14 protein-coding genes are annotated in these 24,852 nt (G+C 65.1%); 7 read left to right on the plus strand and 7 right to left on the minus strand.

Annotation, left to right across the window (positions count from 1 at the left end):
• Position 1 precedes the first annotated feature (1 nt).
• The 3 genes from L0962_RS08105 to L0962_RS08115 form a co-directional block, all read right to left on the minus strand.
• Positions 2–961, minus strand: coding sequence for a transglutaminase family protein (locus tag L0962_RS08105; protein WP_234085855.1), 960 nt, complete (start codon positions 959–961; stop codon positions 2–4).
• 1 nt (position 962) lies between these two features.
• On the minus strand, positions 963–3,485 hold the full coding sequence (locus L0962_RS08110) for a circularly permuted type 2 ATP-grasp protein (protein ID WP_234085856.1): 2,523 nt from the start codon (positions 3,483–3,485) through the stop codon (positions 963–965).
• 81 nt (positions 3,486–3,566) lie between these two features.
• Complete coding sequence (locus L0962_RS08115; protein ID WP_234085857.1) at positions 3,567–6,950, minus strand: transglutaminase family protein; 3,384 nt, start codon at positions 6,948–6,950, stop codon at positions 3,567–3,569.
• A gap of 1,003 nt (positions 6,951–7,953) precedes the next feature.
• On the opposite strand from L0962_RS08115, the gene L0962_RS08120 reads away from it, so the two are divergent.
• The 3 genes from L0962_RS08120 to L0962_RS08130 all read left to right on the plus strand — a co-directional run bounded on the left by L0962_RS08120 (position 7,954) and on the right by L0962_RS08130 (position 17,087).
• Positions 7,954–11,334, plus strand: a complete 3,381-nt coding sequence (locus L0962_RS08120; protein WP_234085858.1) for an ATP-binding protein — start codon at positions 7,954–7,956, stop codon at positions 11,332–11,334.
• Complete coding sequence (locus tag L0962_RS08125; protein ID WP_234085859.1) at positions 11,321–12,244, plus strand: response regulator transcription factor; 924 nt, start codon at positions 11,321–11,323, stop codon at positions 12,242–12,244. Before L0962_RS08120 ends, L0962_RS08125 begins: the two co-directional genes overlap by 14 nt.
• A 232-nt stretch (positions 12,245–12,476) precedes the next feature.
• Entirely contained in the window at positions 12,477–17,087 is a 4,611-nt protein-coding gene (locus L0962_RS08130) for an EAL domain-containing protein (RefSeq protein WP_234085860.1), read from the plus strand.
• Positions 17,088–17,111: 24 nt separating this feature from the next.
• Here L0962_RS08130 and L0962_RS08135 read toward each other — a convergent pair whose 3' ends face one another.
• Positions 17,112–17,834, minus strand: a complete 723-nt coding sequence (locus L0962_RS08135; RefSeq protein WP_234085861.1) for a uracil-DNA glycosylase family protein — start codon at positions 17,832–17,834, stop codon at positions 17,112–17,114.
• Between the two features lie 194 nt (positions 17,835–18,028).
• Here L0962_RS08135 and L0962_RS08140 point away from each other — a divergent pair, with 194 nt between their 5' ends.
• Positions 18,029–18,703, plus strand: coding sequence for a thiopurine S-methyltransferase (locus L0962_RS08140; protein ID WP_234085862.1), 675 nt, complete (start codon positions 18,029–18,031; stop codon positions 18,701–18,703).
• A gap of 53 nt (positions 18,704–18,756) precedes the next feature.
• Complete coding sequence (locus tag L0962_RS08145) at positions 18,757–19,632, plus strand: transglutaminase family protein (RefSeq protein ID WP_234085863.1); 876 nt, start codon at positions 18,757–18,759, stop codon at positions 19,630–19,632.
• A gap of 22 nt (positions 19,633–19,654) precedes the next feature.
• Here L0962_RS08145 and L0962_RS08150 read toward each other — a convergent pair whose 3' ends face one another.
• From L0962_RS08150 to L0962_RS08160, 3 genes are all read right to left on the minus strand, one after another.
• The gene (locus tag L0962_RS08150; protein WP_234085864.1) at positions 19,655–20,383 is read right to left on the minus strand and encodes an SDR family oxidoreductase; all 729 of its coding nucleotides are present in this window, start codon (positions 20,381–20,383) and stop codon (positions 19,655–19,657) included.
• A gap of 58 nt (positions 20,384–20,441) precedes the next feature.
• Complete coding sequence (locus L0962_RS08155; RefSeq protein WP_234085865.1) at positions 20,442–21,722, minus strand: HD-GYP domain-containing protein; 1,281 nt, start codon at positions 21,720–21,722, stop codon at positions 20,442–20,444.
• 133 nt (positions 21,723–21,855) lie between these two features.
• Positions 21,856–22,554: a 2-phosphosulfolactate phosphatase gene (locus L0962_RS08160; protein ID WP_234085866.1), complete on the minus strand. Its 699-nt coding sequence runs from the start codon at positions 22,552–22,554 to the stop codon at positions 21,856–21,858.
• A 98-nt stretch (positions 22,555–22,652) separates the two neighbouring features.
• Here L0962_RS08160 and L0962_RS08165 point away from each other — a divergent pair, with 98 nt between their 5' ends.
• Together L0962_RS08165 and L0962_RS08170 are read left to right on the plus strand one after the other, a co-directional pair.
• Complete coding sequence (locus L0962_RS08165) at positions 22,653–23,108, plus strand: cytochrome c (protein WP_234085867.1); 456 nt, start codon at positions 22,653–22,655, stop codon at positions 23,106–23,108.
• 10 nt (positions 23,109–23,118) lie between these two features.
• Positions 23,119–24,750, plus strand: coding sequence for an NAD(P)/FAD-dependent oxidoreductase (locus L0962_RS08170; RefSeq protein WP_234085868.1), 1,632 nt, complete (start codon positions 23,119–23,121; stop codon positions 24,748–24,750).
• Positions 24,751–24,852: the final 102 nt, after the last annotated feature.

Genomic DNA, 24,852 nt, shown 5'->3' on the forward strand with positions numbered 1-24,852 from the left:
GTCAGGCCTCGGCCTCGCCGGCTTCCGGCTCGTCGAGCAGGCCGGCGGGGATTTCCTCCTCGTCGAGCGGCACGACGGTGACCGCCACTTCCGGCTCGGCACCGCCGCCGCCCAGGATGATGCCGCGCAACGGCGAGATGTCGGAAAAGTCGCGGCCGATGGCCAGCGTGATGTGTTCGGTATCCGGCAACAGGTTGTTGGTCGGATCGAAATCGACCCACTCGCCACTGCCCGGCGCATAAACCGAAACCCAGGCATGCGAGGCATCGGCACCGATCAGGCGCGGCCGGCCCGGCGGCGGCCGGGTCAACAGGTAGCCGCTGACGTAGCGCGCCGCCAGACCGAGCGCCCGCAGGCTGGCGATCATCAGGTGGGCGAAGTCCTGACAGACGCCGCGCTTGTTGACCAGCACTTCGAGCACCGGCGTCGACACCGTCGTCGCTTCCGGGTCGAATTCGAATTCGTCGAAGATCTTGGCCATCAGGTTGCGCGCACCGACCAGCACCGGCGTCTCCGGCGGAAAGCAGTCGGCCGCGAAATCGGCCAGTTCATGCTTGACCCGCACATGCGGGCTCTCGAAAAGATAGCGCACTGCCTCCAGGTCGCCCGGCTCGGGGGCCGTGGCGTCGTAGGCCAGCCGGTCGCGGACGATCTCCCAGGGCAGCGAGGCGGCAAGCAGTGCATCGTCGGCCGGGTGCGGCAGCACCGAGATGTTCATCGCCGAGCGGATGCGCAGGCTGTCGTGCGGTGCGTGGAAGGCAATCCAGCTGACCGGATTGCCGAAGGCATCGACACCGTCGCGGCGCCAGGTCGGCGACGGCTCGATGTCGATCCGCTGTTCGTGCACCAGTTGCCAGGGCAGGAAGCGCGGCGACAGGTGCAACTGCTGATGCGACAAGGAAATCGCCCCGCCGTAGTCGTAACGCGTTTCGTGCAGGACGTGATAACGAACCGGTTGCATCTCAGACCGCCATCGTCTGCCGGCTGACATCGCCGACATGGGTGAAGTAACGCATCGCCAGCCACTCGGACAATGCACCGGCCGCCGCATTGAGGGCTTCCAGACGATCGGCGAGTTCATCGCAGGGCGCGCAGTGGCGGCACTGGCTGAACTGCAGGTGTTCCAGTTGCTCCAGATTGAAGCTGCGCAGGTTTTCGGTCGCCGCCGACAGTTGACCGTCGTGATCGGCGCCCAGTTCGCGCGCCATGCGCTCCAGGTAACGGCCGAGCAGATCGGCCTGGAACATCACGCCGTGCGGGTTCGAATCGTCGAAAACCAGCAGGTCGATGACCGGCAGCAACTCCGGCGAACGCGAGTAGCGCGAACGGTAGGTGATGATCGAATCGGCCAGTTCGAGCAGCCAGTCCAGGCAGCCGGCCGCCCGCGTGGACGGCATGCGCAGGAAACTGGCGATGGTCTGGGCGAGGAAGGACAGACGCTCCAGACGACGGCCGATGATCAGGAAGCGCCAGCCGTCGTCGCGCGTCATGTTGTCCATCGCAAAGCCGTTGAGCGATGACGAAACGAGCAGCACGCGATCGAGGAAGGCGATCGCCTCGGTCAGCGTCGGATGCTTCTTCTGTGCGGCCTGCTGCTCCCGCTGCAGACTGTTCAGCGAATGCCAGTGATCGAGCGACAGGCGCTCGCGAACGTGCGTCGCCGACCACATCAGGCTGCGGATGCTGCCGGCCAGGCTGCCCGGCTGGTTCGGGTCGTAGATCGCCTCGAGCAGCGCATGTTCGCCGCCTTCGACCACTTCGTTGTCTTCTTCCGGCGACGGCAGCACGCCGAGACGTTCGGCCAGTTCGAGAATGGAGGCGACGGCCGGCGTCTTCTCGCCGCCGGCATCGACGACGCGGGCCAGGGCAACGCGCAGCAACCGGGCGCTGTCGTCGAAACGTTCCGAATAACGCCCGAGCCAGAACAGGTTCTCGACCACGCGCGACGACAGATTCGAACCGGAGCGCACCAGATCGCGCACGCCGACCGACGGCTTGAGCAGTGTGAACTGGCTGACCGGACCGTCGGTCAGTACCCAGGTATCCTTCGACGCCCCGCCGCGCTGCATCGAGATGATGCGCGCCGTGGCGCCCTGGGCGACGCGGGTCAGGCCGCCCGGCATCACCGAGTAGCCACCGTCGGCATTGGCTACCGCGTAGGCGCGCAGGCCGACCGGCCGGGCAATCAGCCGGCGCTCGTGCGAACGGCTCCAGGTGGGCGCCTGCGACAGGTTGACCATTTCCTGGGCAACATAGGCATGCGGCCGGGCCTCGATGCGGCGCAGCATCTCGGCCCGCGCGTCGCCTTCCAGCTCGAAGCCGAACACCGGGTCCATGCGCTGCGTCGGATAGGCCGGCTTGATGACCAGTTCGTCGAAATGCTTCTTGACATAGTCGAGCGCCGGCTTCTCGCCGCACCACCAGGTGGCGACCGACGGCATCGCCAGACGCTCGCCGAGCAGCCGTTCGCAGACGCCGGGCAGGAAGCCCATCAAGGCGCCGGAAGTCAGCAGGCCGCTGCCCAGCGCATTGGCGACGACCACCCGGCCGGCCCGCACGACATTCAGCAGACCGGGCACACCGAGCGCCGAATCGCCGCGCAGTTCGAGCGGATCGCAATAGTCGTCGTCCTGCCGGCGGAGGATCACATGCACCCGCTTGAGGCCGCGCAGGGTCTTCAGGAAGACGCTGTCGCCGCGCACCGTCAGGTCCTGCCCTTCGACCAGCGGATAACCGAGGTAACGGGCCAGGTAGGCGTGCTCGAAATAGGTTTCGTTGTACGGACCGGGCGTCAGCAGCACGATGTGCGGCGTCTCGTCGCCTTCGGTCGGCGCCAGAGAGGACAGCCCGTCCTGCTGGTCGCGGAAGAAATCGGCCAGATGCTGCACGTTCAGATCGCGGAACATTTCCGGGAAGACGCGCGACACGATCAGCCGGTTTTCCAGCGCATAACCGGCACCGGACGGCGCCTGCGTGCGGTCGGCGATCACCCACCAGCGGCCGTTCGGCGAGCGCGCCAGATCGACCGCGTAGTGATGCAGCCAGGTACCGCCCGGCGGCTTGATCCCCTGGCAGGGCCACAGGTAGCCGTGCTGACCATAGACCAGCGCCGGTGGCAGCAAGCCCTCGGCCAGCAGGCGCTGCTCGCCGTAGAGATCGGCCAGCATCGCGTTGAGCAGCGCGGCGCGCTGGGCCACCGCAGCCGACACCTCGGCCCATTCGTCAGGCGGAATGATCAACGGCACCGGGTCGAGCGCCCACGGCCGGTCGGCGCCATTGGGATCGGCGTAGACGTTGTAGGTCACGCCGTTCTCGAGGATGCGTCGGTCGACGAATTCGAGGCGCTGGTGCATTTCCTCGGGCGCCACCGAATCGAGGTGGATGAAGAATTGCCGCCAGTGTGCGCGTACGTTGCCGTCGCCGGTCAACATTTCGTCGTAGCGGCGGGCACTGTGCGGGTAGATGGCGAGGAGCGTTCGGGCCATGGCAGGAAAAGAAACAGGCCGTTCCCGGCCTGTCTGCGGTCAACCGCGATTTTTCGCGGTTTTCCGTCTCGGTTTTCGCGATTAGAAACGGCGCAAGTCTAGCGTAAACGGGTGTTCGGCGCTGACTTCCGGCGCCGCCACGGTCATCCGTCCCGGCGTGTGACCGAAGCGGAAGAAGCGCGCCAGGCGGCGGCTTTCGGCTTCGAAGGAGTTCACCGGGAAGACATCGTAGTTGCGACCGCCCGGGTGCGCGACGTGGTACTGGCAACCGCCCAGCGAACGCTGCATCCAGGTATCGACGATGTCGAACACCAGCGGCGCATGCACGCCGATCGTCGGATGCAGGCAGGACGGTGGCTGCCAGGCGCGGTAGCGCACGCCGGCGACGAATTCGCCGTTCTTGCCGGTGTTCTGCAGCGGCACCGGCACGCCATTGCAGGTCAGCACGTAGCGGTCCGGCGCCATGCCGGTGACCTTGACCTGAACCCGCTCGACCGAGGAGTCGACGAAGCGGACCGTGCCGCCGACCGCCCCTTCCTCGCCCATGACGTGCCAGGGTTCGAGCGCGTGGCGCAGTTCGAATTCGATGCCCTTGACCGAAAAATCGCCGTATTTCGGGAAGCGGAACTCGAAGTGCGGTGCAAACCATTCGGTCTTGAAAGCGAAACCGGCGAGGTTCATTTCCTCGATCACGTCGGCAAAATCCTGCTCGACGAAATGCGGCAGCATGAAGCGGTCGTGCAGTTCGGTGCCCCAGCGCGCCAGCTTCTGCGGGCTGTACGGCGTGTTCCAGAAACGCGCCAGCAGGCCGCGCAGCAGCAGTTGCTGGGCGAGCGACATGCGGGCATGCGGCGGCATTTCGAAGGCACGCAGTTCGAGCAGACCGAGGCGACCGGTCGGGCCGTCCGGCGAATACAGCTTGTCGATGCAGAACTCGGCGCGGTGCGTGTTGCCGGTGACGTCGATCAGCAGGTTGCGCAGGATGCGGTCGACCAGCCAGGGCGGCACATTTCCGCCCGGATTGGGAATCTGCTTGAAGGCGATTTCCATCTCGTACAGGCTGTCGTTGCGCGCTTCGTCGACGCGCGGCGCCTGGCTGGTCGGGCCGATGAACAGGCCGGAGAACAGGTAGGACAGGCTGGGATGGTTGTGCCAGTAGGCGATCAGGCTCTTCAGCAGGTCCGGCCGACGGAGGAAGGGTGAATCGTTCGGCGTCGCGCCGCCGAGCACGAAGTGGTTGCCGCCGCCGGTACCGGTGTGGCGCCCGTCGAGCATGAACTTCTCGGTGGTCAGGCGCGAGTAATAGGCCGATTCATAGAGATGCGTCGTCTGGTCGACCAGTTGGTCCCAGCTCTTGGCCGGATGGATGTTCACTTCGATCACGCCGGGGTCGGGGGTGACGCGGAAGTGCGTCATCCGCGGATCGGACGGCGGCTCGTAACCTTCGAGGATGACCGGCAGGCGCATTTCCTCGGCGGTCGCCTCGACGGCGGCGACGACTTCCAGATAGTCGTCCAGCGTCTGGGTCGGCGGCATGAAGATGTACAGCTTGCCGTCGCGCGGTTCGGCGCACATCGCCAGGCGGGTGATCCAGGCGGCGGATTCCTTGAAGCCGGGCACGGTGTCGGTCGGCTTTTCCCACGGATGGCCGAGACCGTCCGGGCCGCCCCGGCCCTGCCCCGGTCCGCCCTTGCCGTACGCCGGCTGCTGCACACGCAACTGGGCGAAAGCCTGCCGCGCACCCGGCTCGCCGGAAACGCGGCCGCGCAGTTCGGCCCAGCTGGCCAGCGGATCGGTCGCCGTCTCGGCATCCGGCGCGTTGACGTAGGGGAAATCGCTCTTGGATGTCCAGGGCTGCGAATCGAGCGGCAGGCGGTAACCGAGCGGCGAATCGCCGGGAATCAGGTAGCAGCGTTCGGAACGCAGGAACCACGGGCCGGTCTGCCACTGGTTCCAGACATTCTTCATGATCGGCAGCGTGTGACCGACGACGTGGGTCATGCCCTGCGTGAACACCTTCATCAGGCGGGCGCGCTCGAGCGGATCGTCGACGCGCGAATCGAAGGGATCGACGTTGCCCGGCAGACGGCGTTCGCGCCACATGTAGTAATAGACGTCCTCATACGCCGGGAAGACATGTTCCGACGTGACGCCCAGACGTTCGGCAACGCGCTTCAGGAAGCGCTCGGCATGCTCGGCGGTGACGTCGTAGTTCCTGCGCTCGTCGGCATACAGCGCCGGCGAATTCCAGATCGGCTCGCCGTCCTTGCGCCAGAAGCAGTTGAGCGACCAGCGCGGCAGCTGCTCGCCGGGATACCACTTGCCCTGGCCGAAATGCATCAGGCCGTTCGGCGCGTATTTCTCGCGCAGACGATGGAACAGGTCGGCCGCCAGCAGGCGCTTGGTCGGGCCGAGGGCAGCGGTGTTCCATTCCTCGCCGTCCGGATCGTCGGCCGAGACGAAGGTCGGCTCGCCGCCCTGGGTCAGGCGCACGTCCATGCGCAGCAACTCTTCGTCGATCTGCTGGCCGAGACCCTCGATCTCGACCCACTGCTCGTCGGAATACGGCTTGGTGACGCGCGGCGCTTCCCAGATGCGGGTCACCGACATGTGGTGTTCGAACTCCGTCTCGCATTCGTCGATGGCGCCGGTCACCGGCGCGGCCGAGGCCGGCTCCGGCGTGCAGGCCACCGGAATGTGCCCCTCGCCGGCAAACAGCCCGGAGGTCGGATCGAGGCCGACCCAGCCGGCGCCCGGCAGATAGACTTCGGCCCAGGCGTGCAGGTCGGTGAAGTCGGCCTCCGGCCCGGACGGGCCGTCGAGCGATTTGACGTCTGCGGTCAACTGGATCAGGTAGCCGGAAACGAAGCGCGCGGCCAGCCCCAGGTGACGCAGGATCTGCACCAGCAGCCAGGCCGAATCGCGGCACGAACCAGTCTTCTTGGTCAGCGTTTCCTCCGGCGTCTGCACGCCCGGCTCCATGCGGATCGTGTAGCCGACATCGCGCTGCACCTGCGCGTTCAGCGCGACCAGGAAATCGACGCTGCGCTTCTTTTCCAGCGGAATCGCCGCCACGTACCTGTCGAACAGCTCGCCGCCGGCCACCTTGTACAGATAGGGCGTCAGCTCATGGCGCTGCCAGTCCTCGTAGGTAAACGGAAAATTCTCGGCATGCTCCTCGAGGAAGAAGTCGAACGGGTTGATCACCGACATCTCGGCCACCAGATCGACCTCGAAACTGAACTCGCGGGTCTTCTCCGGGAACACCAGGCGGGCCAGGTAATTGCCCTGCGGATCCTGCTGCCAGTTGATGAAATGCTTGTCCGGACCGACCTTCAGCGAATAGGACAGGATGCGCGTCCGCGAATGCGGGCAGGGACGCAGGCGGATGACCTGCGGGCCGAGATTGATCAGGCGATCGTACTTGTATTTGGTGACGTGACTCAGCGCGACGTGTTTGGACACAACTTTGCTCCGGGCAAAATGACTTCGGGCTTAAAAGCAAGAGCCGAACCAGCCCGCAAGCCCTTGTTTTTGCTAGCGGGGTATTTTCTCATGCACTCGATGAACGCCCGATGACATGGGTTTTGCACCGACGCGGTGCATTGACAGTTTTCGGGAATGCCCTGTTTGGGGGCATGTCTTTTTGGGAAATCGAGCGGGGGTTTCTGCCCATTGCTGTGACGTGGGGCTCCGCGCCTGACGCGCGGGTTGGGTTTTCTGAACGGATGTTTTCCGCCGTTGACCGGCGGGCGTCGTTGTTACGGAAGCGCCGGGTTCCGCGCCTGAGGCGCGGGCTTGCTCCTTTTTATCGCTGTGTTCCGCGTTGACCGCGGGCTTACTTTCTTTTGCTTCGCCAAAAGAAAGTAGCCAAAGAAAAGGCGACCCTGACTTTCGCGGTCGGCGTGCCGCCGACTCCCCTGCGCGACTCGAAGGACCGGGCGGCTGGCTAAACTCGGCCCTGCGGGCCTCAGACAACGCCAGCCGAAATCCCCCGGCCCTTCTGCGTTGCTCGGCGCGAAAGACAGGGAACCGGGAAAACGTCACGGCGGAAACCCTGGTGGAAAAAATGGCTTTTGGGCCGTCGACCGCAAGATTCTCTTTTTTGCGCTTCTTGTGCGGTCGACCGGCTTTTTCGCCCATTTTCCCCGTTGACCGCAGCAAGCCATCGGCGTTGGGCCCCTTGAGAGGCGCCGAGCAACGCAGGGCGGTCGGGGGCCGTCGGCTGGCGTTGTCTGAGCCGCGCAGCAGCGAGTTTAGCCAGCCGCCCGACCGCCCGAGTCGCGCAGGGAACCGGGCAACGCCCGGCGCCGACCCTGGGTCGCCTTCTTCTTTGGCTACTTTCTTCTTGGCGACGCAAGAAGAAAATACGCCCGCCGGTCAACGGCGGAAACCAGCCTTTCAGAAAACCCCACCCCAAAAAAACATCCCCCGTTAAACTCCCCCCCCAAAAAGCCCGCCCAAAACCATGCCCTCACCCACCCCCACCCAGCGCATCGTCAAAATCCGCCGCGACTACAACGCCTGGGTCGCCCGCGAAACGCTGGAGGATTACGCGCTGCGCTTCACGCCGCGCAGTTTCCGCAAATGGTCCGAATTGCGCGTCGCCAACACCGCCTTCGGCGCGGCGTCCTTTCTGGTGCTCGAAGCGGTCGGCGCGACGATGCTGGTCAACGCCGGCTTCATCAACGCTTTCTGGGCGATCCTGGCGACCGGGCTGATCATCTTCCTGCTCGGCCTGCCGATCTCGCACACCGCCGCCAAGCACGGGCTGGACATGGACCTGCTGACGCGCGGCGCCGGTTTCGGCTACATCGGCTCGACCATCACCTCGCTGATCTACGCCTCCTTCACCTTCATCTTCTTCGCGCTCGAAGCGGCGATCATGGCTTACGCGCTGGAGCTGGCCTTCGGCATTCCGCCGGCCTGGGGCTATCTGATCTGCGCGCTGGTGGTGATCCCGATGGTCACCCACGGCGTCACCGCGATCAGCCGTTTCCAGGCGTGGACGCAGCCCTTGTGGATCGTGCTGCTGGTTTTGCCCTATCTGTTCGTGTTGACCGAAGAGCCCGAGGCCTTCCGCGGCCTGCTCGGCTATGCCGGACAACACGGCAATGGCGCCGGCTTCGATCCGCACCTGTTCGGCGCGGCGCTGACCGTCGGCATCGCGATGGTCACGCAGATGGGCGAACAGGTCGATTACCTGCGTTTCATGCCGGAAAAGACCGCCGCCAACCGCGGCCGCTGGTGGTTCGGTGTGATCGTCGGCGGGCCGGGCTGGGTCGTCCCCGGCATCCTGAAGATGCTGGGCGGCGCGCTGCTCGCCTGGCTGGTGCTGCGCAACGGTTTTCCGCCCGACAAGGCGGTCGACCCCAACCAGATGTACCTGATCGGCTTTTCGCACGTGTTCGACAACACGACGCTGGCGATCGCCGTCACCGCCCTCTTCGTCATCGTCTCGCAGCTGAAGATCAACGTCACCAACGCCTACGCCGGCTCGCTCGCCTGGTCCAACTTCTTCGCCCGGCTGACCCACAGCCATCCGGGACGCGTCGTCTGGGTGGTGTTCAACACAGCCATCGCGCTGCTGCTGATGGAACTCAACGTCTTCCAGGCGCTCGGCCAGGTGCTCGGGCTGTATTCGAACATCGCCATTTCGTGGATGACCGCGGTAGTCGCCGATCTGGTGATCAACAAGCCGCTCGGCCTGTCGCCGAAGGGCATGGAGTTCAAGCGCAGCCACCTGTACGACATCAATCCGGTCGGCGTCGGCGCGATGGCGGTCGCCTCGCTGCTGTCGGTGCTCAGCTTCGCCGGTGCCTTCGGCAGCGTGTTGCAACCCTACGCGCCCTTCGTGGCGATCGCCACGGCCTTCGTCGTGTCGCCGCTGATCGCCTGGTGGACCGGCGGCCGCTACTATCTGGCCCGGCCGCAGGAGGCTGCGGTCAACGCCGGCAAATGCGCGATTTGCGAGCGCGAGTACGAAGCCGAGGACATGGCGCACTGCCCGGCCTACCAGGGGCCGATCTGTTCGCTGTGCTGCTCGCTCGATGCCCGCTGCCACGACCTGTGCAAGCCGCAGGCCAGCCTGGTCGCGCAATGGCATGCGCTGCTCGCCCGCTTGCTGCCGAAAGCCGCGCTGCCCTACCTGGAAACCGGCCTCGGCCATTACCTGCTGCTGATGGCCGGCATCGTGCCGGTGCTGTCGCTGGTCCTTGGCGTTTTGTACACCCACGAACTGCTGGTCCTCGGCGACGCCGCACCGGAAATGACCGCCACGCTGCGCGAAACCTTCTTCAAGACCTTCGCCGCCTTGCTGCTGCTCTCCGGCGTCGGCGCCTGGTGGATGGTGCTGACCCAGGAAAGCCGGCGCGTCGCGCAGGAAGAGTCGAACCGCCAGACGCAGTTGCTGATGCAGGAAATCGAATCGCACCAGCGCACCGACGAGGCGCTGCAAAAGGCCAAGCAAGTGGCCGACGCCGCCAACCAGGCGAAAAGCCGCTACATCACGGCGATCAGCCACGAACTGCGCACGCCGCTCAACAGCATCCTCGGCTACGCGCAGATTCTCGACGCCGACGAAAGCGTGCCGCCGCACCGCAAGCAGGCAGTCAGCGTGATCCGCAAATCCGGCGATCACCTGCTGTCGGTCATCGAAGGCACGCTGGACATCGCCCGCATCGAAGGCGGCAAGCTGACGCTGGACGTGCGCGCCTTCGACTTCCCCGACTTCATGCAGCAGATCGTCGGCATGTTCGAGCTGCAGGCGCGCAACAAGGGCTTGTCCTTCGACTACCGGCCGGCCGGCGAACTGCCCGCCGTGGTCCGTGCCGACGAAAAGCGGCTGCGCCAGATCCTGATCAACATCCTCGGCAACGCGGTCAAGTTCACCGTGCGCGGCGGCGTCGAATTCAAGGTCGAATGCCGGCGCGAGATGGCCGTCTTCGACATCCGCGACTCCGGCCCCGGCATCCCGGCCGCGGACATGGAACGCATCTTCGAACCCTTCGTCCGCGGCAGCACGGTGCAGGCCGGCGGCAGCGGCGTCGGCCTGACCATCGCCCGCATGCTGACCGACCTGATGGGCGGCGAAATGCAGGTCTCGAGCACACCCGGCGAAGGCACGCTGTTCCGCATCCGCCTCTTCCTGCCGCAGGTCCATTCGGCGCAGGCCGAGCAGGAACTGCCGCGACGCAACCGCGTCGGCTACGTCGGCGTACGCCGGCGCATCCTGGTCGTCGATAACGAAAAGGTGGACCGCGACCTGCTGCAGACCGTGCTCGAACCGCTCGGCTTCATCGTCGACCAGGCAGCCAGCGGCTACGAAGCGCTGCAGGTCATCCCGCGCTTTGCGCCGCATCTGGTGTTCATGGACCTCGGCATGCCCGGCATCGACGGCTGGGAAACGATCCGCCGCATCCGCCAGCAGCAACTGACCGACGCCCAGATCGCCATCCTGTCGGCCAACGCCTTCGACCGCGGGCTGGACAACGATGTCGGGATCGGGCCGGACGATTTCATCGTCAAGCCGCTGCGGGTCAACGAACTGCTCGACTGGCTGGGCCGCAAGCTCGACCTCGACTGGGTCACCGCCGACGCGCCGCCGCCCGCCCCCGCCGCGCCGCCCGAACCGCCGCCGCTGGTGGCGCCGGCCGGCGACCACCTGCGCGGGCTGGAAGAAGTGATCAACCTCGGCTACCTGCGCGGCATCCTTGCCAAGCTGGCCGACATCGAAAAACTCGACCCGATCCACGGCGAATTCGTCCGCGTGCTGCGCGAACAGGCGCGGCAATTCCAGTTCGATGCGATGAAGGAAATCCTGAGAAAATCCGCCCATGAGCCCCGTTGACCGCAACATTTCCGACATCGTCCTGATCGTCGACGACATCCCGGAAAACCTCTCGCTGCTGCACGACGCGCTGGATGAAGCCGGCTACGCCGTGCTCGTCGCGACCAACGGCGAAAGTGCGCTGCAACGCGCCCGCCAGAGCCTGCCCGACGTCATCCTGCTCGACGCGCTGATGCCCGGCATGGACGGTTTCGAGGTCGCCCGCCGGCTGAAAGCCGACTTCACGACGCAGCACATCCCCATCGTCTTCATGACCGGGCTGACCGAAACCGAGCACGTCGTCGCCGCCTTCAGCGCCGGCGGCGCCGACTACGTGACAAAGCCGATCCGCCCGGCCGAGGTGCTGGCGCGCATCGCCGCGCACATGCAGAACGCCCGCCAGATGAAACAGGCACGCAACGCGCTCGACGCCTTCGGCCAGGCCACCGTCGCCGTGCGCGCCGCCGACGGGCGCATCGTCTGGCAGACGCCGCTCGCCCGCGACCTGCTCAACGCCTACTTCGCCAACCCGGAAACCGTCGCGCCGGAAGAACTGCTGGCCTGGATCGCCGCCGCCAACACGGCCCGCGCCGAGCGCCGCGAACCGACCTCGCTGCTGATCGCCGACGGCAACAAACGCCTGCTCGCCTCCTTCCACGACCAGACCGGCGACGACGAATGGCTGGTCGTCCTGCGCGAGGAAAACGACGCCTCCGCCGTCGAATCCCTGATCGCCGCCTTCCGCCTCACCCAGCGCGAAGCCGAAGTGCTCTACTGGGTCGTCCAGGGCAAGACCAGCAAGGACATCGGCGACATCCTCGGCAGCAGCCCGCGCACGGTCAACAAGCACCTCGAGCACGTTTACGAAAAGCTCGGCGTCGAAACCCGTACCGCCGCCGCCAACCTGGCGCTCGGCAAGATGCGCGGCTAGGCCGCTCGGGCCTTTCCGCCATTGCCCCGCCCGCCGGACGATTGACCAGCCTACCGCTGCCGGCTGAAGGTATTGCGCATGGAAAAACCCTTTGACCATTATGGAAAAGCCCGTAGGATGCCGAACAGCTAACGAAAGGCGTCGCATCAGTCGCCACCGAATCGCACCGTGACCGCCGTATCGCCGCCAAGCACGGTTCCTTTTGCATCCAACAGAATAAGGTGGCACCGGTATGGGGACGTCCGAAGAAAACCTGCGCGCAACATCGCAAGACGGTGAAGCGATCGAGCAGGAGAATCACCGCACAAGGAATTTCGTACCGACCTCGCCCCGCTACGTGGTGGGCATCGGCGCCTCGGCCGGCGGCCTCGAGGCGCTCACCGCGCTGATCTCGCATCTGCCGGTCGATCTCGGCATCTGCTACGTCGTCATCCAGCATCTCTCGCCAACCTACCGCAGCATGATGGCCCAGTTGCTCGGCCGCGACACCGAGATGGCCGTGCGCGAAGCGGAAGACGGCGGCTTGCTCGAAGCCAACACCATCTTCATCGCACCGGCCAACCATAACCTGACGCTTGAGGGCGACACCTTCGTGCTCATCGAGACGCCACCCCGGGTAGCGCCCAAGCCATCGGTCAACGTCTTCCTCGCCTCGCTTGCCGAAGCCCGCGGCGGCGATGCGATCGGCGTCATCCTTTCCGGCACCGGCAGTGACGGCGCCCAGGCCATTGGCAGCATCAAGGCGGCCGGCGGTTTCACCTTTGCCCAGGAACCGGCCAGCGCCAAGTATTCCGGCATGCCGCAGGCGGCCATCGACAGCGGCACCATCGACTGGGTTCTGCCTCCCGACGAAATCGCCCGGCGCATCGCCGAAATCGCCCGTTCGCGCGAACACCTGGCCCCGCCGGAAGACAATCTGGGCAGCGCCTCAACGCTGAAGAAGCTGTTGGCCAAGGTCCGCCAGCACACCAAGGTCGACCTCAACGGCTACAAGGAAAACACCATCTGGCGGCGGATCGAGCGGCGCATGGCGGCCAATCGCATGATTTCCCTCGAGGAATATCTCGCCCATGTCGATGCGGTCCCCGATGAACTGGATCTGCTCTACAAGGACGTCCTGATTTCGGTGACCTCCTTCTTCCGCGACACGGCTGCCTTCGAGGCACTGGGACAGGTGCTCGACGGCGTATTGCTGGAGAAGCGTCCCGGCGACGAACTACGCATCTGGGTCGCCGGTTGCGCCACCGGCGAGGAAGCCTATTCGATCGCCATCCTGCTCTGCGAACACGGCGGCCCGGCGCTGGCCAACCTGCGCGTCCAGATCTTCGCCACCGATCTCGATCTCAATGCCATGGCGATCGCCCGCAAGGGCGTCTATTCCGCATCGGCCATCGGCTCCCTGGATGCCGAGCTGGTTGCCCGCTACTTCGTGCCGCGCAACGATGCTTACGAGGTTTCGAAAACCCTGCGCGAAATGGTCGTCTTCGCCCGCCAGGATCTCGTCCAGGACCCACCGTTCCTGCGTCTCGACCTGATCACCTGCCGCAATGTGCTGATCTATTTCCAGTCGGAACTGCAGGCACGCATCCTCTCCGTCTTCCACTACGCCCTGCGCCCGGAAGGCCTGCTCTTTCTCGGCAAGTCGGAGAACGTTTACCAGCAGGAAAGCCTGTTCGGGCCGGTACACAAGGATGCCCGCATCTTCCGCCGGGAAAACGTGCTGACCCGACCCAACCTTTCCGGCGGAGCCTTTGTCCTGTCGCCGGCCGAGAAGGCCGGCGCCGAAGCCGAAAAGATCATCGAGAAAAGTGCCGCCACGCTCTATCAGGAAGCCGCCGCCCGCTACTATCAGCCGCCCGGCATCCTGATCAACGGCAATTTCGACATATTGCACTTGCAGGGCAATGTCGGCGACTTCCTCAACGTCGGCGATGGCCGGCCAAATTTCGACCTGCCGCACCTGATCCGCCGCGAGTTCGCCTCCGATCTGCAAACCCTGGTGCACCAGGCCAAGCACAAACAAGGCACGGCCTATGGCCGGCCGCGCGCGCTCAAGCTGGCGGACGGCAAGCGCTCGGTACGGATGGTCATCCATGTGCTCGAACCGGGTAGCGCCGGCACCCCCTTCCTGGTCGTCTTCGAGTCCGTCGCCAGGAATCGCAGCACGGTCGGCACGGCCACCGGCGAAGCCGGCACGACGGTACGCGCGCTGGAAGACGAAATCGTCGCCATGCGCGAACACCTGCAGGCGGTCATCGAGGAACTGGAAACCTCGAACGAGGAAATGCAGGCGCTGAACGAGGAAGTCCAGGCCGCCAATGAAGAGCTGCAGTCATCCAACGAGGAACTCGAAGCCTCCAACGAGGAACTGCAGGCGACCAACGAGGAACTGACCACGGTCAACGAGGAATTGCAGATCAAAAGCGCGCAATTGCTCGAATTCAATTACGACCTCGAAAGCATCCAGAACTGCATCGGTTTTCCGCTGATCTCGGTCAATCGCGGCCTCGAGATCGAGCGCTTCAACCAGTTGGCGGCCGCCTTGTTCACGCTGGGTGCGCCGGCCGTCGGCATGTCGCTGAACCGCATCAAGCTACCGCACGGCATGCAGGATTTCAGCCATCTGGTCCATCAGGTGATCATCGACGGCCAACCGGTCGAACAAGCGATCAGCTCGATCAGCCGCCATTACGCCCTGCATATCGCACCCAACGTCTCGCCGCGCGGCATCCGCGGCGCCATCATCCTGCTGATCGACGACACCGAACTGCATACCTCGGAACAGATCCTGCGCACCAACCAGCAGAAGCTGATGGCCATCATGAACGCCTCGCCCACCCTTTCCAGCCTCAAGGACACGGCCGGGCGCTACATCTTCATCAACCAGAAATTCGAAGCGCATTTCGGGATCGAGTCGGGCAGCGTTCTCGGCAAGACCGACCGCCAGGTGTTCGGCGGGCGCATTGCCGACGAATTCCGCCAGCGCGACCTCGAGGTGCTGCGCAACAACGAAGCGCAGGAAATCGAGGAGCGCGTTCCGACGGTGCATGGCGAACGCATCCTGCATTCGGTCCGCTTTCCGCTGCACGGCGACGACGGCGTGGTCTACGCCGTATGCACCCAATCGACCGATGTCACCGAACGCAAGCATGCCGAGGATCAACTGCGCCTCGCCGCCCGCGTGTTCGACCATTCCGGCGAAGGGATCGTGGTCACCGATGCCAATGCCCGCATTCTCACCGTCAACGACGCCTTCAAGCGGGTCACCGGCTACAACGAGCGCGAAGCGATCGGGCGCACCCCGGCCATGCTCAGCTCGGGCAAGCACAGCACTGAATTCTTCGAGGAAATGTGGAAATCGATCGCCAGTAACGGCTGGTGGCAGGGCGAAGTCTGGAACCGGCGCAAGAACGGTGACCTCTATCCCGAATGGCTGACCATCAACTGCGTCAAGGATGCGAATGACAGCGTCGTCAACTATGTCGGCATCTTCAGCGACATCAGCGTCGTCAAGCAGTCACAGAAACGCATCGAATACCTGGCTACGCACGACGAACTGACCGGTCTGCCCAATCGCATGCTGTTCAACGACCGGCTGAAAATGGCAATCAGCAAATGCGAACGCAATCAGATGCAACTGGCCGTGCTGTTCGTTGACGTCGACAACTTCAAGCTGATCAACGACACCATGGGCCACGACATCGGCGACATCCTGATCAAGCAGGTAGCCGAGCTGCTCAAGCTCTGCATCCGCGCTGGCGACACCGTTTCGCGCTTCGGCGGCGACGAATTCACGATCATTTTCGAGATCGAGAGCCCCAGCGAAGTGGTCGTCGCCGCCCAGCGCATCGTCGACAGCCTGTCGCAACCGCATCAGCTCGACGGCAAGCAGGTGTTCACCACGGCCAGCATCGGCATCAGCCTCTATCCCGACGACGGCAACGACTGCCAGACGCTGCTCAAGAACGCCGACATTGCGATGTACCGTGCCAAGGAACGCGGCAAGAACAATTTCCAGTTCTTTACCGGCGAACTGCGCACCCTGTCGCACGACCGCATGTACCTGATCAACGACCTGCGGCAAGCCCTGGCCAGCAAGGCCTTCCATCTCGTCTATCAGCCGCAGCTCGACATGCAGACCGGCCAGCTGACCGGCCTCGAGGCATTGCTGCGCTGGGATCACGCCGAACGCGGCCTGGTACCGCCCAACAAGTTCATCCCGCTGGCCGAGGAAATCGGCCTGATCGACGCCATCGGCGAATGGGTGCTCAAGGCCGTGTGCGCCCAGATCGTCGCCTGGCGCCAGGCCGGGCTGCAGGCGCCGAGGGTGGCGATCAACCTGTCGCCCAAGCAGTTCCGCAAGGCCCACGTGCCAAGCCTGATCGCGCGCACCCTCAACGAATACCGCCTCGAGCCGTGCCATCTGAAAGTAGAACTGACCGAGCATGCCCTGATGGACGATACCGACTACACCCTGCAGATGCTCAGCGAGCTGCAGCAACTCGGCGTCCATCTGTCGGTGGATGATTTCGGCACAGGCTATTCATCGCTGAGCTACCTGAAGCGTTACCCGATCAACGAAATCAAGATCGATCACAGCTTCGTCGACGGTATCGCCGATGATGCCAACGATCGCGCCATTGCCCGCGCCATCATCGCCATGGCCGACGTCATGGGTATGGATGTCATTGCCGAAGGCGTCGAAACGCAGGAGCAGCGGGAAGCCCTGCTCGCCAACGGCTGCCGGATCGCCCAGGGCTATCTGTTCGCCCGGCCAATGCCGGTCGGCACCGTCGAAAAATACTTCAGCAAGGATTTCCAGGTGGCGCTCAGTACGGGCTGATCGCCAAGGCATCGCTCGGAAACGCTACGCCCACAACCCCAGTTCGACCAATTGCCGGCTCGCCACCGGCGCCCAGCCGCGGTTCGCCGCCGGGCTGGCCGGGCTGGGGTGCAGGATGCGCCCGAAGCGGACCGGCAAGCCGTCCAGCGCGATCATCGCCCGCTTTTCCGCCCAGGCGCCGACGCCGATCACCCACTCGGCCTGCACCGCCTCGACCAGTCGCCGCAGATGTGCGTCGCAGGCCTCCTGCAGCGGCCCGGCCTCGCGTACCGGCAGCTTGTCCGGCGTCAGGTTGCGGCCCTCGTCGAAGAACACCAGCGGACAATAATTGGCGACGAAATGTTCGGCAAAGAATGCTTCCGGCGTCCCGAAACGCTCGCGGAACAAGCCCCACAGGCGCTGTCCGCTGACCTCGCCGCGCTTGCAGGCGAAGCCTTCGACCGGCTTCTTCGGATTTTCCGTCGCCGGCTTGTCGACCGCACCGGACAGCCCCAACCAGTCGCGCACCGCGGCAATCTCGCCGAACGGCACGCCGGTCTGCGCCATGCCGAACGGCCCCGGATTCATGCCCAGGAAAACCACCTTCTTCGGCCCGTCGCCAAAACGCTCGAGATAAGCGCGATGTACCGCCCAGGCGTAGTCGAGCGGGTTGTAAACGTGACTGACCGGCGCCGCGAAGCGCATGGCGTCAACCTCGCGGGACAGCGTTCGGGCAGCATCGACGAGACGGGAAGCAATGGAGGACATGACGGGACGGGTTGGCGGTAAAAGGCCCGATTATCCCAGATCGGGCCCGCCCGACAGCGCGACGGAAATTGCTTCTTGCCGGATAAGGGCGCATAGTGGTCGGCGCTTGAACAAGCCCGACGAGTCTTGAAAAGCCCACGCACCCGCGGTTCTGCCGGACGGCGGCTCCCCCGACATGCAGCGAAGGCAACTTAATGGCTCACCCGGATCACGCGCTCTGGAAAGAGGGTTGGCGCGCCAATCACATTCCCTTTCACCTGACGCACGTTCACCCCTTGCTGACACGCTTCTGGGCGCAACTGGACCTCGACACGACGCAACGGGTCTTCGTCCCGCTGTGCGGCAAGAGCCTGGACGTCATGTGGCTTCACGACCGGGGGCATCAGGTCGTCGGCGTCGAACTGAGCCCGGTCGCGGTGAAAGCACTGTTCAAGGCGGCGCACCTGAGCCCGCAGCGCGAAAGCCACGGCGACCTGGCCCGCTGGACCCAGCAACAGCTGACCATCTTCTGCGGCGACTTCTTCGCCATGACCGAAGCCGACCTACTCGGCGTCCAGGCCGTCTATGACCGAGCCGCGCTGACCGCGCTGCCGGAAAACCTGCGCGAATACTACGTGGCTCACCTGCACGCGATTCTGCCGGCGGACTGCCAGATCCTGCTGCTGACCGTGGAAGATCTCGACGACGAGGATGACGCGGACGACAGCATGTGCCAGTCGTCCGAAATCGCCGCGCTGTATTCGGTATATTTCTCGGTCGAACTGCTGCACGCCGAATATCATGCAGCCCGTACCGTCGCCCCCGGCGAGGAAATCGAAACGCGCTGCATCCACAAGGCTTACCGACTGCGCCGCGCGCCCCGCAACTGAGCGCGACCATCGGGCATCACCCTCCGGGGCACGCACAACGTGTCCGCCACATCATGGTTCATCTGAAATTTTCCATCCGCCTGACCTATGAAATCCTCGGCACTCCCGCCGATTTCATCTTCAACATTCACGCCGCGGCAACCGTCCGGCAAACCGTTCTCGGCGAAAACCTGCAGGTCAGCCAGCCTGTGGCGCTCGTCCTCCGACCCGCCCCGGCGGCCAACCATCGGCTGCTGCGATTGCGCGCCCAGCCCGGAACCTTGCGCATCGATTACCGGGCCGAAGTCCTGATCGATCACTGCATCGCAGCCCCGGAAAACATCGCCGAAAGCGCGGTTGCCGACCTGCCGGCGGAAGTTCTCCCCTATCTCTATCCGAGTCGCTACTGCGAATCGGACAAGCTGCAGGCCCTGGCCATCCAGTCCTTCGGCCATCTGCCCAAGGGCTACGGCCGCGTCGAGCAGATTCGCCGCTGGGTCAATCAGCGGACGAAATTCGTCTCGGGCAGCACTACCGCGAGCACCTCCGCGATCGACACGCTGCAGCAGCAGTTTGGTGTCTGTCGCGATTTCGCGCACTTGATGATCGCACTCTGCCGCGCCCTGAACATTCCCGCCCGCTTCGTCTCCGGCCTGGATTACGGCGCCGACCCGATGCTCGGCCCGACCGATTTCCACGCCTACGTCGAGGTCTATCTCGACGGCAACTGGTACATGTTCGATCCGTCCGGCACCGCGATGCCGATGGGCTTCGTGCGCATCGGCACCGGCCGCGACGCCGCAGACGTCGCCTTTGCCACCATTTTTGGCCAGATCCGTTCGGAAATCCCCTTGCTCGCCATCGAGCCGGTCATCGATCCGCAGCGTCGCTGCGAATTGCCGCGGCATCGCGGCGAAGCCTTATCCACCGATACGGCAGACCGCCCGTGACACGCCACTCAGCCGCACCGGCTCAGGCGATTTCCCGCAAATCCGCCACCGGCTGGCTGCCGAATTTTTCGCTCAGCAGGTAGTCGACCGCAGCACGCGCCGCCGCTTGCGGGGTACTCAGGCGGCCTTCGTCTTTCAGCGCGACGAACTTGTCCTTGAGCGGAAAATGTTCGTCGGCCGTGGCCCGGATACGGGTCTGCATGTCGGTATCGACGACGCCGGGGGCCAATGCGCAGATGCGCAGGTTGGCGCGGCCGTCGGCGGCGACGCCGCGGGCATGGTGGTCGAGCGCGGCCTTGCTGGCGCCGTAGATGCTCCAGCCCGGGTAGGCGCTGCGCGCCGCACCGCTGGAGACGTGCAGGATGCGCAGTTCGCCGGCATGGCGGCGGGCGAGCGCGGCGCTGAGCAACAGCGGCGCCGTCACGTTGATGGCGACCGCGGTGGCAATCTCGCGGGCATCCTGTGCGTCGAGCGCGGCCATCGGCCCGAGTACGCCGGCGTTGTTGATCAGCAGCAACGGGCCATCGTCGCCGCCCAGGAAATCGTCGATCCGGCCACTGTCCAGCCAGGCGCGCAGCGCGACGGCATCGGCCAGGTCCAGACTGGCTTCGAACAGCAATCCGGGGTAGGCGGCGGCCAGCGCGGGATTGCGCTGGCGGGCCAGGCCGAGCAGCGGAATGCCGCGGCCGAGCAGTTCACTGGCAAGCGCGGCACCGAGGCCGCGGCTATGTCCGGTAAGCAGGGCTTTCATGGTTATGTCTCCGGCGTTTTTTCCGTTTTATTGCGGTCGACCGCAGCCAGCGCCCAAATCAGGCGGCAGCGGGCCGGGATTCGTCCGGCGCACCGTCGAGCAGTTCGATGGCACGCTGGATTTCGCTCATGGCGCAATCATCGTTCCAGGCATCGACGCGCAGGAACAGATTGCGCGCCAGATTGCGCATGCGCCAGGTCACTTCGCTAACGATCACCTGCATTTCGGCAAGCAAGCCGTCGTCGCGCAGATCCTCGCCGCTGAGTACGTCAACATCGATCAGACCGGTCGCGCGCACCGACTTGATGAAGCCGTCGAGCAGTTCCAGCGCCTTGTCGCACAGTTGATGCAGCAGGTCGCCGCGCTGCCGGTCGACGATGTTGCGCAGTTCGCCGCTGGCCGCTTCCAGGCGGCCGAGCATGGCCTGCGGCGTCTCGTCGCCTTCGCGGGCATCGCGGGAAACACGATGGCCGAGCGGCTGCATCGCGCGGATCAGCACGTCGCTGGTCTGCCGGTCGAACTCTTCCGGCACGATGCGCAGGGCCAGCGAAATGCGCTCGCCGCTTTCCTCGCCGCGGTCGATCAGCGCGGCAGCGGCATCGGCCACCGCCAGCCAGGCGGACAACCGGTGCTGCTCGCTGCGCGGCAACTGCCCCGGATAACCGCTGCCGTCCTCGCGCTCATGGTGCTGGGCGACGCAGGCGCCGACGCCGACCGGCAGGTTGGTCAGGTCGCGGATCAGCAACTGGCCAACATGCGGATGCGTCGCCACGTGCTTCCATTCGCGCGGCAGCAGATGGCGCTGCGGGTGCAGGAATTCGGGATTGACGTAGATTTCGCCGATGTCGTGCAAGGCCGAGGCAACCAGCGTCAGCTGGGCGTCGTGGCTGGAAGCGTCGAGCTGCCCGGCGATGCCGGCGCAGATCGCAGCAACGATCTGCGCCCGCCGGAAGCTTTCGGGATCGCCGTTGCGCACGCAGGTGAGCAGCAGGCAGAGCGGCGGCGGAATGTGCAGCGACTTGCCGTCGCGCAGGATGCCGCGCGCGATCCGCCCGCCGGCGATGTGCGCCAACGCGGGATATTCCTCGATCAGGGCCAGCGCGCCCTGCATCAGTTCGCCGACGGTCACGCCGTCGTGCACCGACAGCGAACTTTCCAGCGGCGCCTTCAGCTTGCGCAGCAGCAGGCGATCCTGCATTTCGCGGGAAATCTGTGCCCCGCGCGCCAGCAGTTTGAAGCCGCTCTCGTCGTAGATGTCCTCGGTGGCGACGATCGCATGCGTCTCGGAAAGATCGAGCAGCTTTTCGACGCAGTGCTGGTTGGATGAATACGCGGCCATGGCAATACGCGACGTGCGCGGCGGGACTCCGACAAAATCTCCAAGGACGCCATTAGACCACAAATAAAACACGGTTTTAACACTAATCGAACATTGTTTCCGCATAAGGCTGCATGCGGAAACAATATCGAAATCAGCGAAATACCGGCTGAATCAGCATCCCGCTCTCAAGACGCCGAACCGGCATCGCGAAATCGACGCTATCGACCTGCGCACACAATGTCAGATCTGCCATCGGCAGGTTCGGCCAGGCCGGCTGGCCGAAGCGGCGGCCGAAATCCGATTCGCGCACGCGCCGGGCAAAAACCGCCGGATCGGCCGGTCGACCGCACAACAGGGCTTCGATGCAGTCGGCGCAGGCGATATCTTCGTCGCCATCGCGATCGACCCATTCCCCGGTGATCACGAAACAGACATGGCCGGCACCGCTGCGCCGGATCAGTTCGGCGGTCGCCCCGGCACAGGCCAGGCTGGCCGCGTACAGATGGCGGGCGCGGTGAAAACGCTGCAGCCCGCGCACGCCGGCGGCCGTGCTCATCACCACGGCCTTGCCGGCCAACTCGGCCTGCAGCAGTTCGCTCGGACTGTTGCCCCAGGCAAAACCGGGCGCCGGATCGCCGCCGGCAATGGCACCGACCGTCACGCTGTCGTCCAGTTGCGCCGCCAGTTCGATGGCGGCACTGACCGCAGCCACCGGGTACACCGCCCGGGCACCGCGCGACAGCGCGACGGCAGCCGTCGTGAAGGAGCGCAGCACATCGATGACGACCACCGTGTCGGTCGCTTCCGGCTGGTCTTGCAGGCGATTCAGGAAAAGTCTGGAAAAGCGCATGGGCAGAGGCAAAGCGGGCAATCGACGGGGCCATTCTAACGCCGCCCGCGCGACAGCCCGTATAATTCGCTCCCCGACCCGCCAGCCCGCCCCGAATCATGCGCAAGTCACTGAAAAACTGCTTTCTGCTGCTGTCGACCGCACTATTGCTCGCCGCCTGCGGCACCCCCGAGGACACTCGCCCCGGCCAGCCGGTGAAAACCCGCCAGGAAGCCTTCAAGGACATCCTGCGCAGCTTCGAGCCGATGGGCAAGATGCTGCGCGAGGACCGTTACGATGCCGAGCGTTTCCTCGGCTTCGCCGAAGCCGTGGTCGCCAAGCGCGATGGCCCGTGGTCGCATTTCGGGCCGGACACCGACTACCCGCCGACCAAGGCGACGCCGGCCGTCTGGCAGCAGCCGGAAAAGTTCGAGGCCGAACGTCAGGCCTTCTTCAAGGCCACCGACGCGCTGCTCGAAGCGGCGCGCAGCAAGGACGCCAAGCAGGTCGACGCCCCCTACAAGGCGGCCTACGACACCTGCAAATCCTGCCATTCGACCTTCAAGGCCCGCTGATTCCACCGCCATGCTGCGCCTGACCGAACTCAAGCTGCCCCTCGACCACGCGCCGGACGCGCTGCGCCCGGCCGTCTGCGAACGTCTCCGGCTGGCAGCCGACGCATTGCTCGACCTGTCGATCTACCGGCGTGGCTACGACGCGCGCAACAAGCGCAACATCCAGCTGATCTACACGCTGGACCTGACACTGCGCGACGAAGCGGCCGTCCTGGCCCGTTTTGCCGACGACCGCAACGTCGGCCCGACCCCGGATTTCGCCTACCAGTACGTCGCCCATGCGCCGGCCGGGCTGAGCGAACGACCGGTGGTCATCGGCATGGGCCCCTGCGGTTTCATGGCCGGCCTGCTGCTGGCCCAGATGGGGCTGCGGCCGATCGTCCTCGAACGCGGCAAGGTGGTGCGCGAACGCACGCGCGACACCTGGGACCTATGGCGCAAGAACACGCTGCATCCCGAATCGAACGTCCAGTTCGGTGAAGGCGGCGCCGGCACCTTCTCGGACGGCAAGCTGTACAGCCAGATCAGCGATCCGCAGTTCCGCGGCCGCAAGGTGCTGGAAGAATTCGTCGCGGCCGGCGCACCGGAAGAAATCCTCTACGTCAGCAAGCCGCACGTCGGCACCTTCCGGCTGGTCAAGATGGTCGAGAACATCCGCGCCAAGATCGTCGAGCTGGGCGGTGAAATCCGCTTCAATGCCAGGGTCGACCGCCTGGATCTGGAAAAAACCGCCGACGGCGTGCAGCAGGTGCGCGGCCTGTTCCTCGCCGACGGCGAGCATATCGCCAGCCGGCACGTCGTGCTGGCCGTCGGCCACAGCGCCCGCGACACCTTCCGCACGCTGCACGAACAGGGCGTCTATGTCGAAGCCAAGCCCTTCGCCATCGGCTTCCGCATCGAGCATCCGCAAACGCTGATCGACCACGCCCGTTTCGGCCCGAACGCCGGCAACCCGATTCTCGGCGCCGCCGACTACAAGCTGGTGCATCACGCCAGCAACGGCCGCGCCGCCTACAGTTTCTGCATGTGTCCGGGCGGTCAGGTGGTGGCCGCCACGTCGGAGCCCGGTCGCGTGGTGACCAACGGCATGAGCCAGTATTCGCGCGCCGAGCGCAACGCCAATTCGGCGCTGGTGGTCAATGTGAATCCGGAAGACTTCCCCGGCGACGCCAGGGTCGATCCGCTGATCGGCATGGAATTCCAGCGCCACTGGGAAAGCCAGGCTTTCATCGCCGGCGGCAGCGATTACCGGGCGCCGGCCCAGCGGGTCGGGGATTTTCTCGCCGGCCGGCCGTCGACCGCGCTCGGCCAGGTCGAACCGTCCTACCAGCCCGGCGTGCGCCTGACCGATCTGGCAAGCTGCGCGCCGGACTACGTGATCCAGGCGCTGCGCGAGGCGATTCCGGCCTTCGAGCGGCAGATCCGCGGCTATGCGATGGCCGACGCGATCCTGACCGGCGTCGAGACACGCACTTCGTCGCCGATCCGCATCAAGCGCGGCGACGACCTGCAGAGCCTGAACACGCGCGGCCTCTACCCGGCCGGCGAAGGCGCCGGTTACGCCGGCGGCATCCTGTCGGCCGGCGTGGACGGCATCAAGGTGGCCGAGGCGCTGGCCCTCGACCTGCTCGCCGAACACTGATCCGGAACGACGCGCCGGCCGCGGCCGGCGCTACGCCCTTCCCCGCTGCGTACCCCTACGCAATCTGACGTATTTCCCGCGACTCCCCGGCTCCTTAATCTG

The organism is Azonexus sp. R2A61, assembly GCF_021401135.1.
Taxonomy (GTDB): Bacteria; Pseudomonadota; Gammaproteobacteria; order Burkholderiales; family Rhodocyclaceae; genus Azonexus.

Excerpts from the sequence above, each read along its gene's own strand:
- L0962_RS08110 (WP_234085856.1), bottom strand. The coding sequence starts at position 3,485 with ATGGCCCGAACGCTCCTCGCCATCTACCCGCACAGTGCCCGCCGCTAC.
- L0962_RS08145 (WP_234085863.1), top strand. The coding sequence starts at position 18,757 with ATGGTTCATCTGAAATTTTCCATCCGCCTGACCTATGAAATCCTCGGC.
- L0962_RS08150 (WP_234085864.1), bottom strand. The coding sequence starts at position 20,383 with ATGAAAGCCCTGCTTACCGGACATAGCCGCGGCCTCGGTGCCGCGCTT.
- L0962_RS08130 (WP_234085860.1), top strand. The coding sequence starts at position 12,477 with ATGGGGACGTCCGAAGAAAACCTGCGCGCAACATCGCAAGACGGTGAA.
- L0962_RS08170 (WP_234085868.1), top strand. The coding sequence starts at position 23,119 with ATGCTGCGCCTGACCGAACTCAAGCTGCCCCTCGACCACGCGCCGGAC.
- L0962_RS08120 (WP_234085858.1), top strand. The coding sequence starts at position 7,954 with ATGCCCTCACCCACCCCCACCCAGCGCATCGTCAAAATCCGCCGCGAC.
- L0962_RS08140 (WP_234085862.1), top strand. The coding sequence starts at position 18,029 with ATGGCTCACCCGGATCACGCGCTCTGGAAAGAGGGTTGGCGCGCCAAT.
- L0962_RS08160 (WP_234085866.1), bottom strand. The coding sequence starts at position 22,554 with ATGCGCTTTTCCAGACTTTTCCTGAATCGCCTGCAAGACCAGCCGGAA.
- L0962_RS08135 (WP_234085861.1), bottom strand. The coding sequence starts at position 17,834 with ATGTCCTCCATTGCTTCCCGTCTCGTCGATGCTGCCCGAACGCTGTCC.
- L0962_RS08155 (WP_234085865.1), bottom strand. The coding sequence starts at position 21,722 with ATGGCCGCGTATTCATCCAACCAGCACTGCGTCGAAAAGCTGCTCGAT.
- L0962_RS08125 (WP_234085859.1), top strand. The coding sequence starts at position 11,321 with ATGAGCCCCGTTGACCGCAACATTTCCGACATCGTCCTGATCGTCGAC.
- L0962_RS08165 (WP_234085867.1), top strand. The coding sequence starts at position 22,653 with ATGCGCAAGTCACTGAAAAACTGCTTTCTGCTGCTGTCGACCGCACTA.
- L0962_RS08105 (WP_234085855.1), bottom strand. The coding sequence starts at position 961 with ATGCAACCGGTTCGTTATCACGTCCTGCACGAAACGCGTTACGACTAC.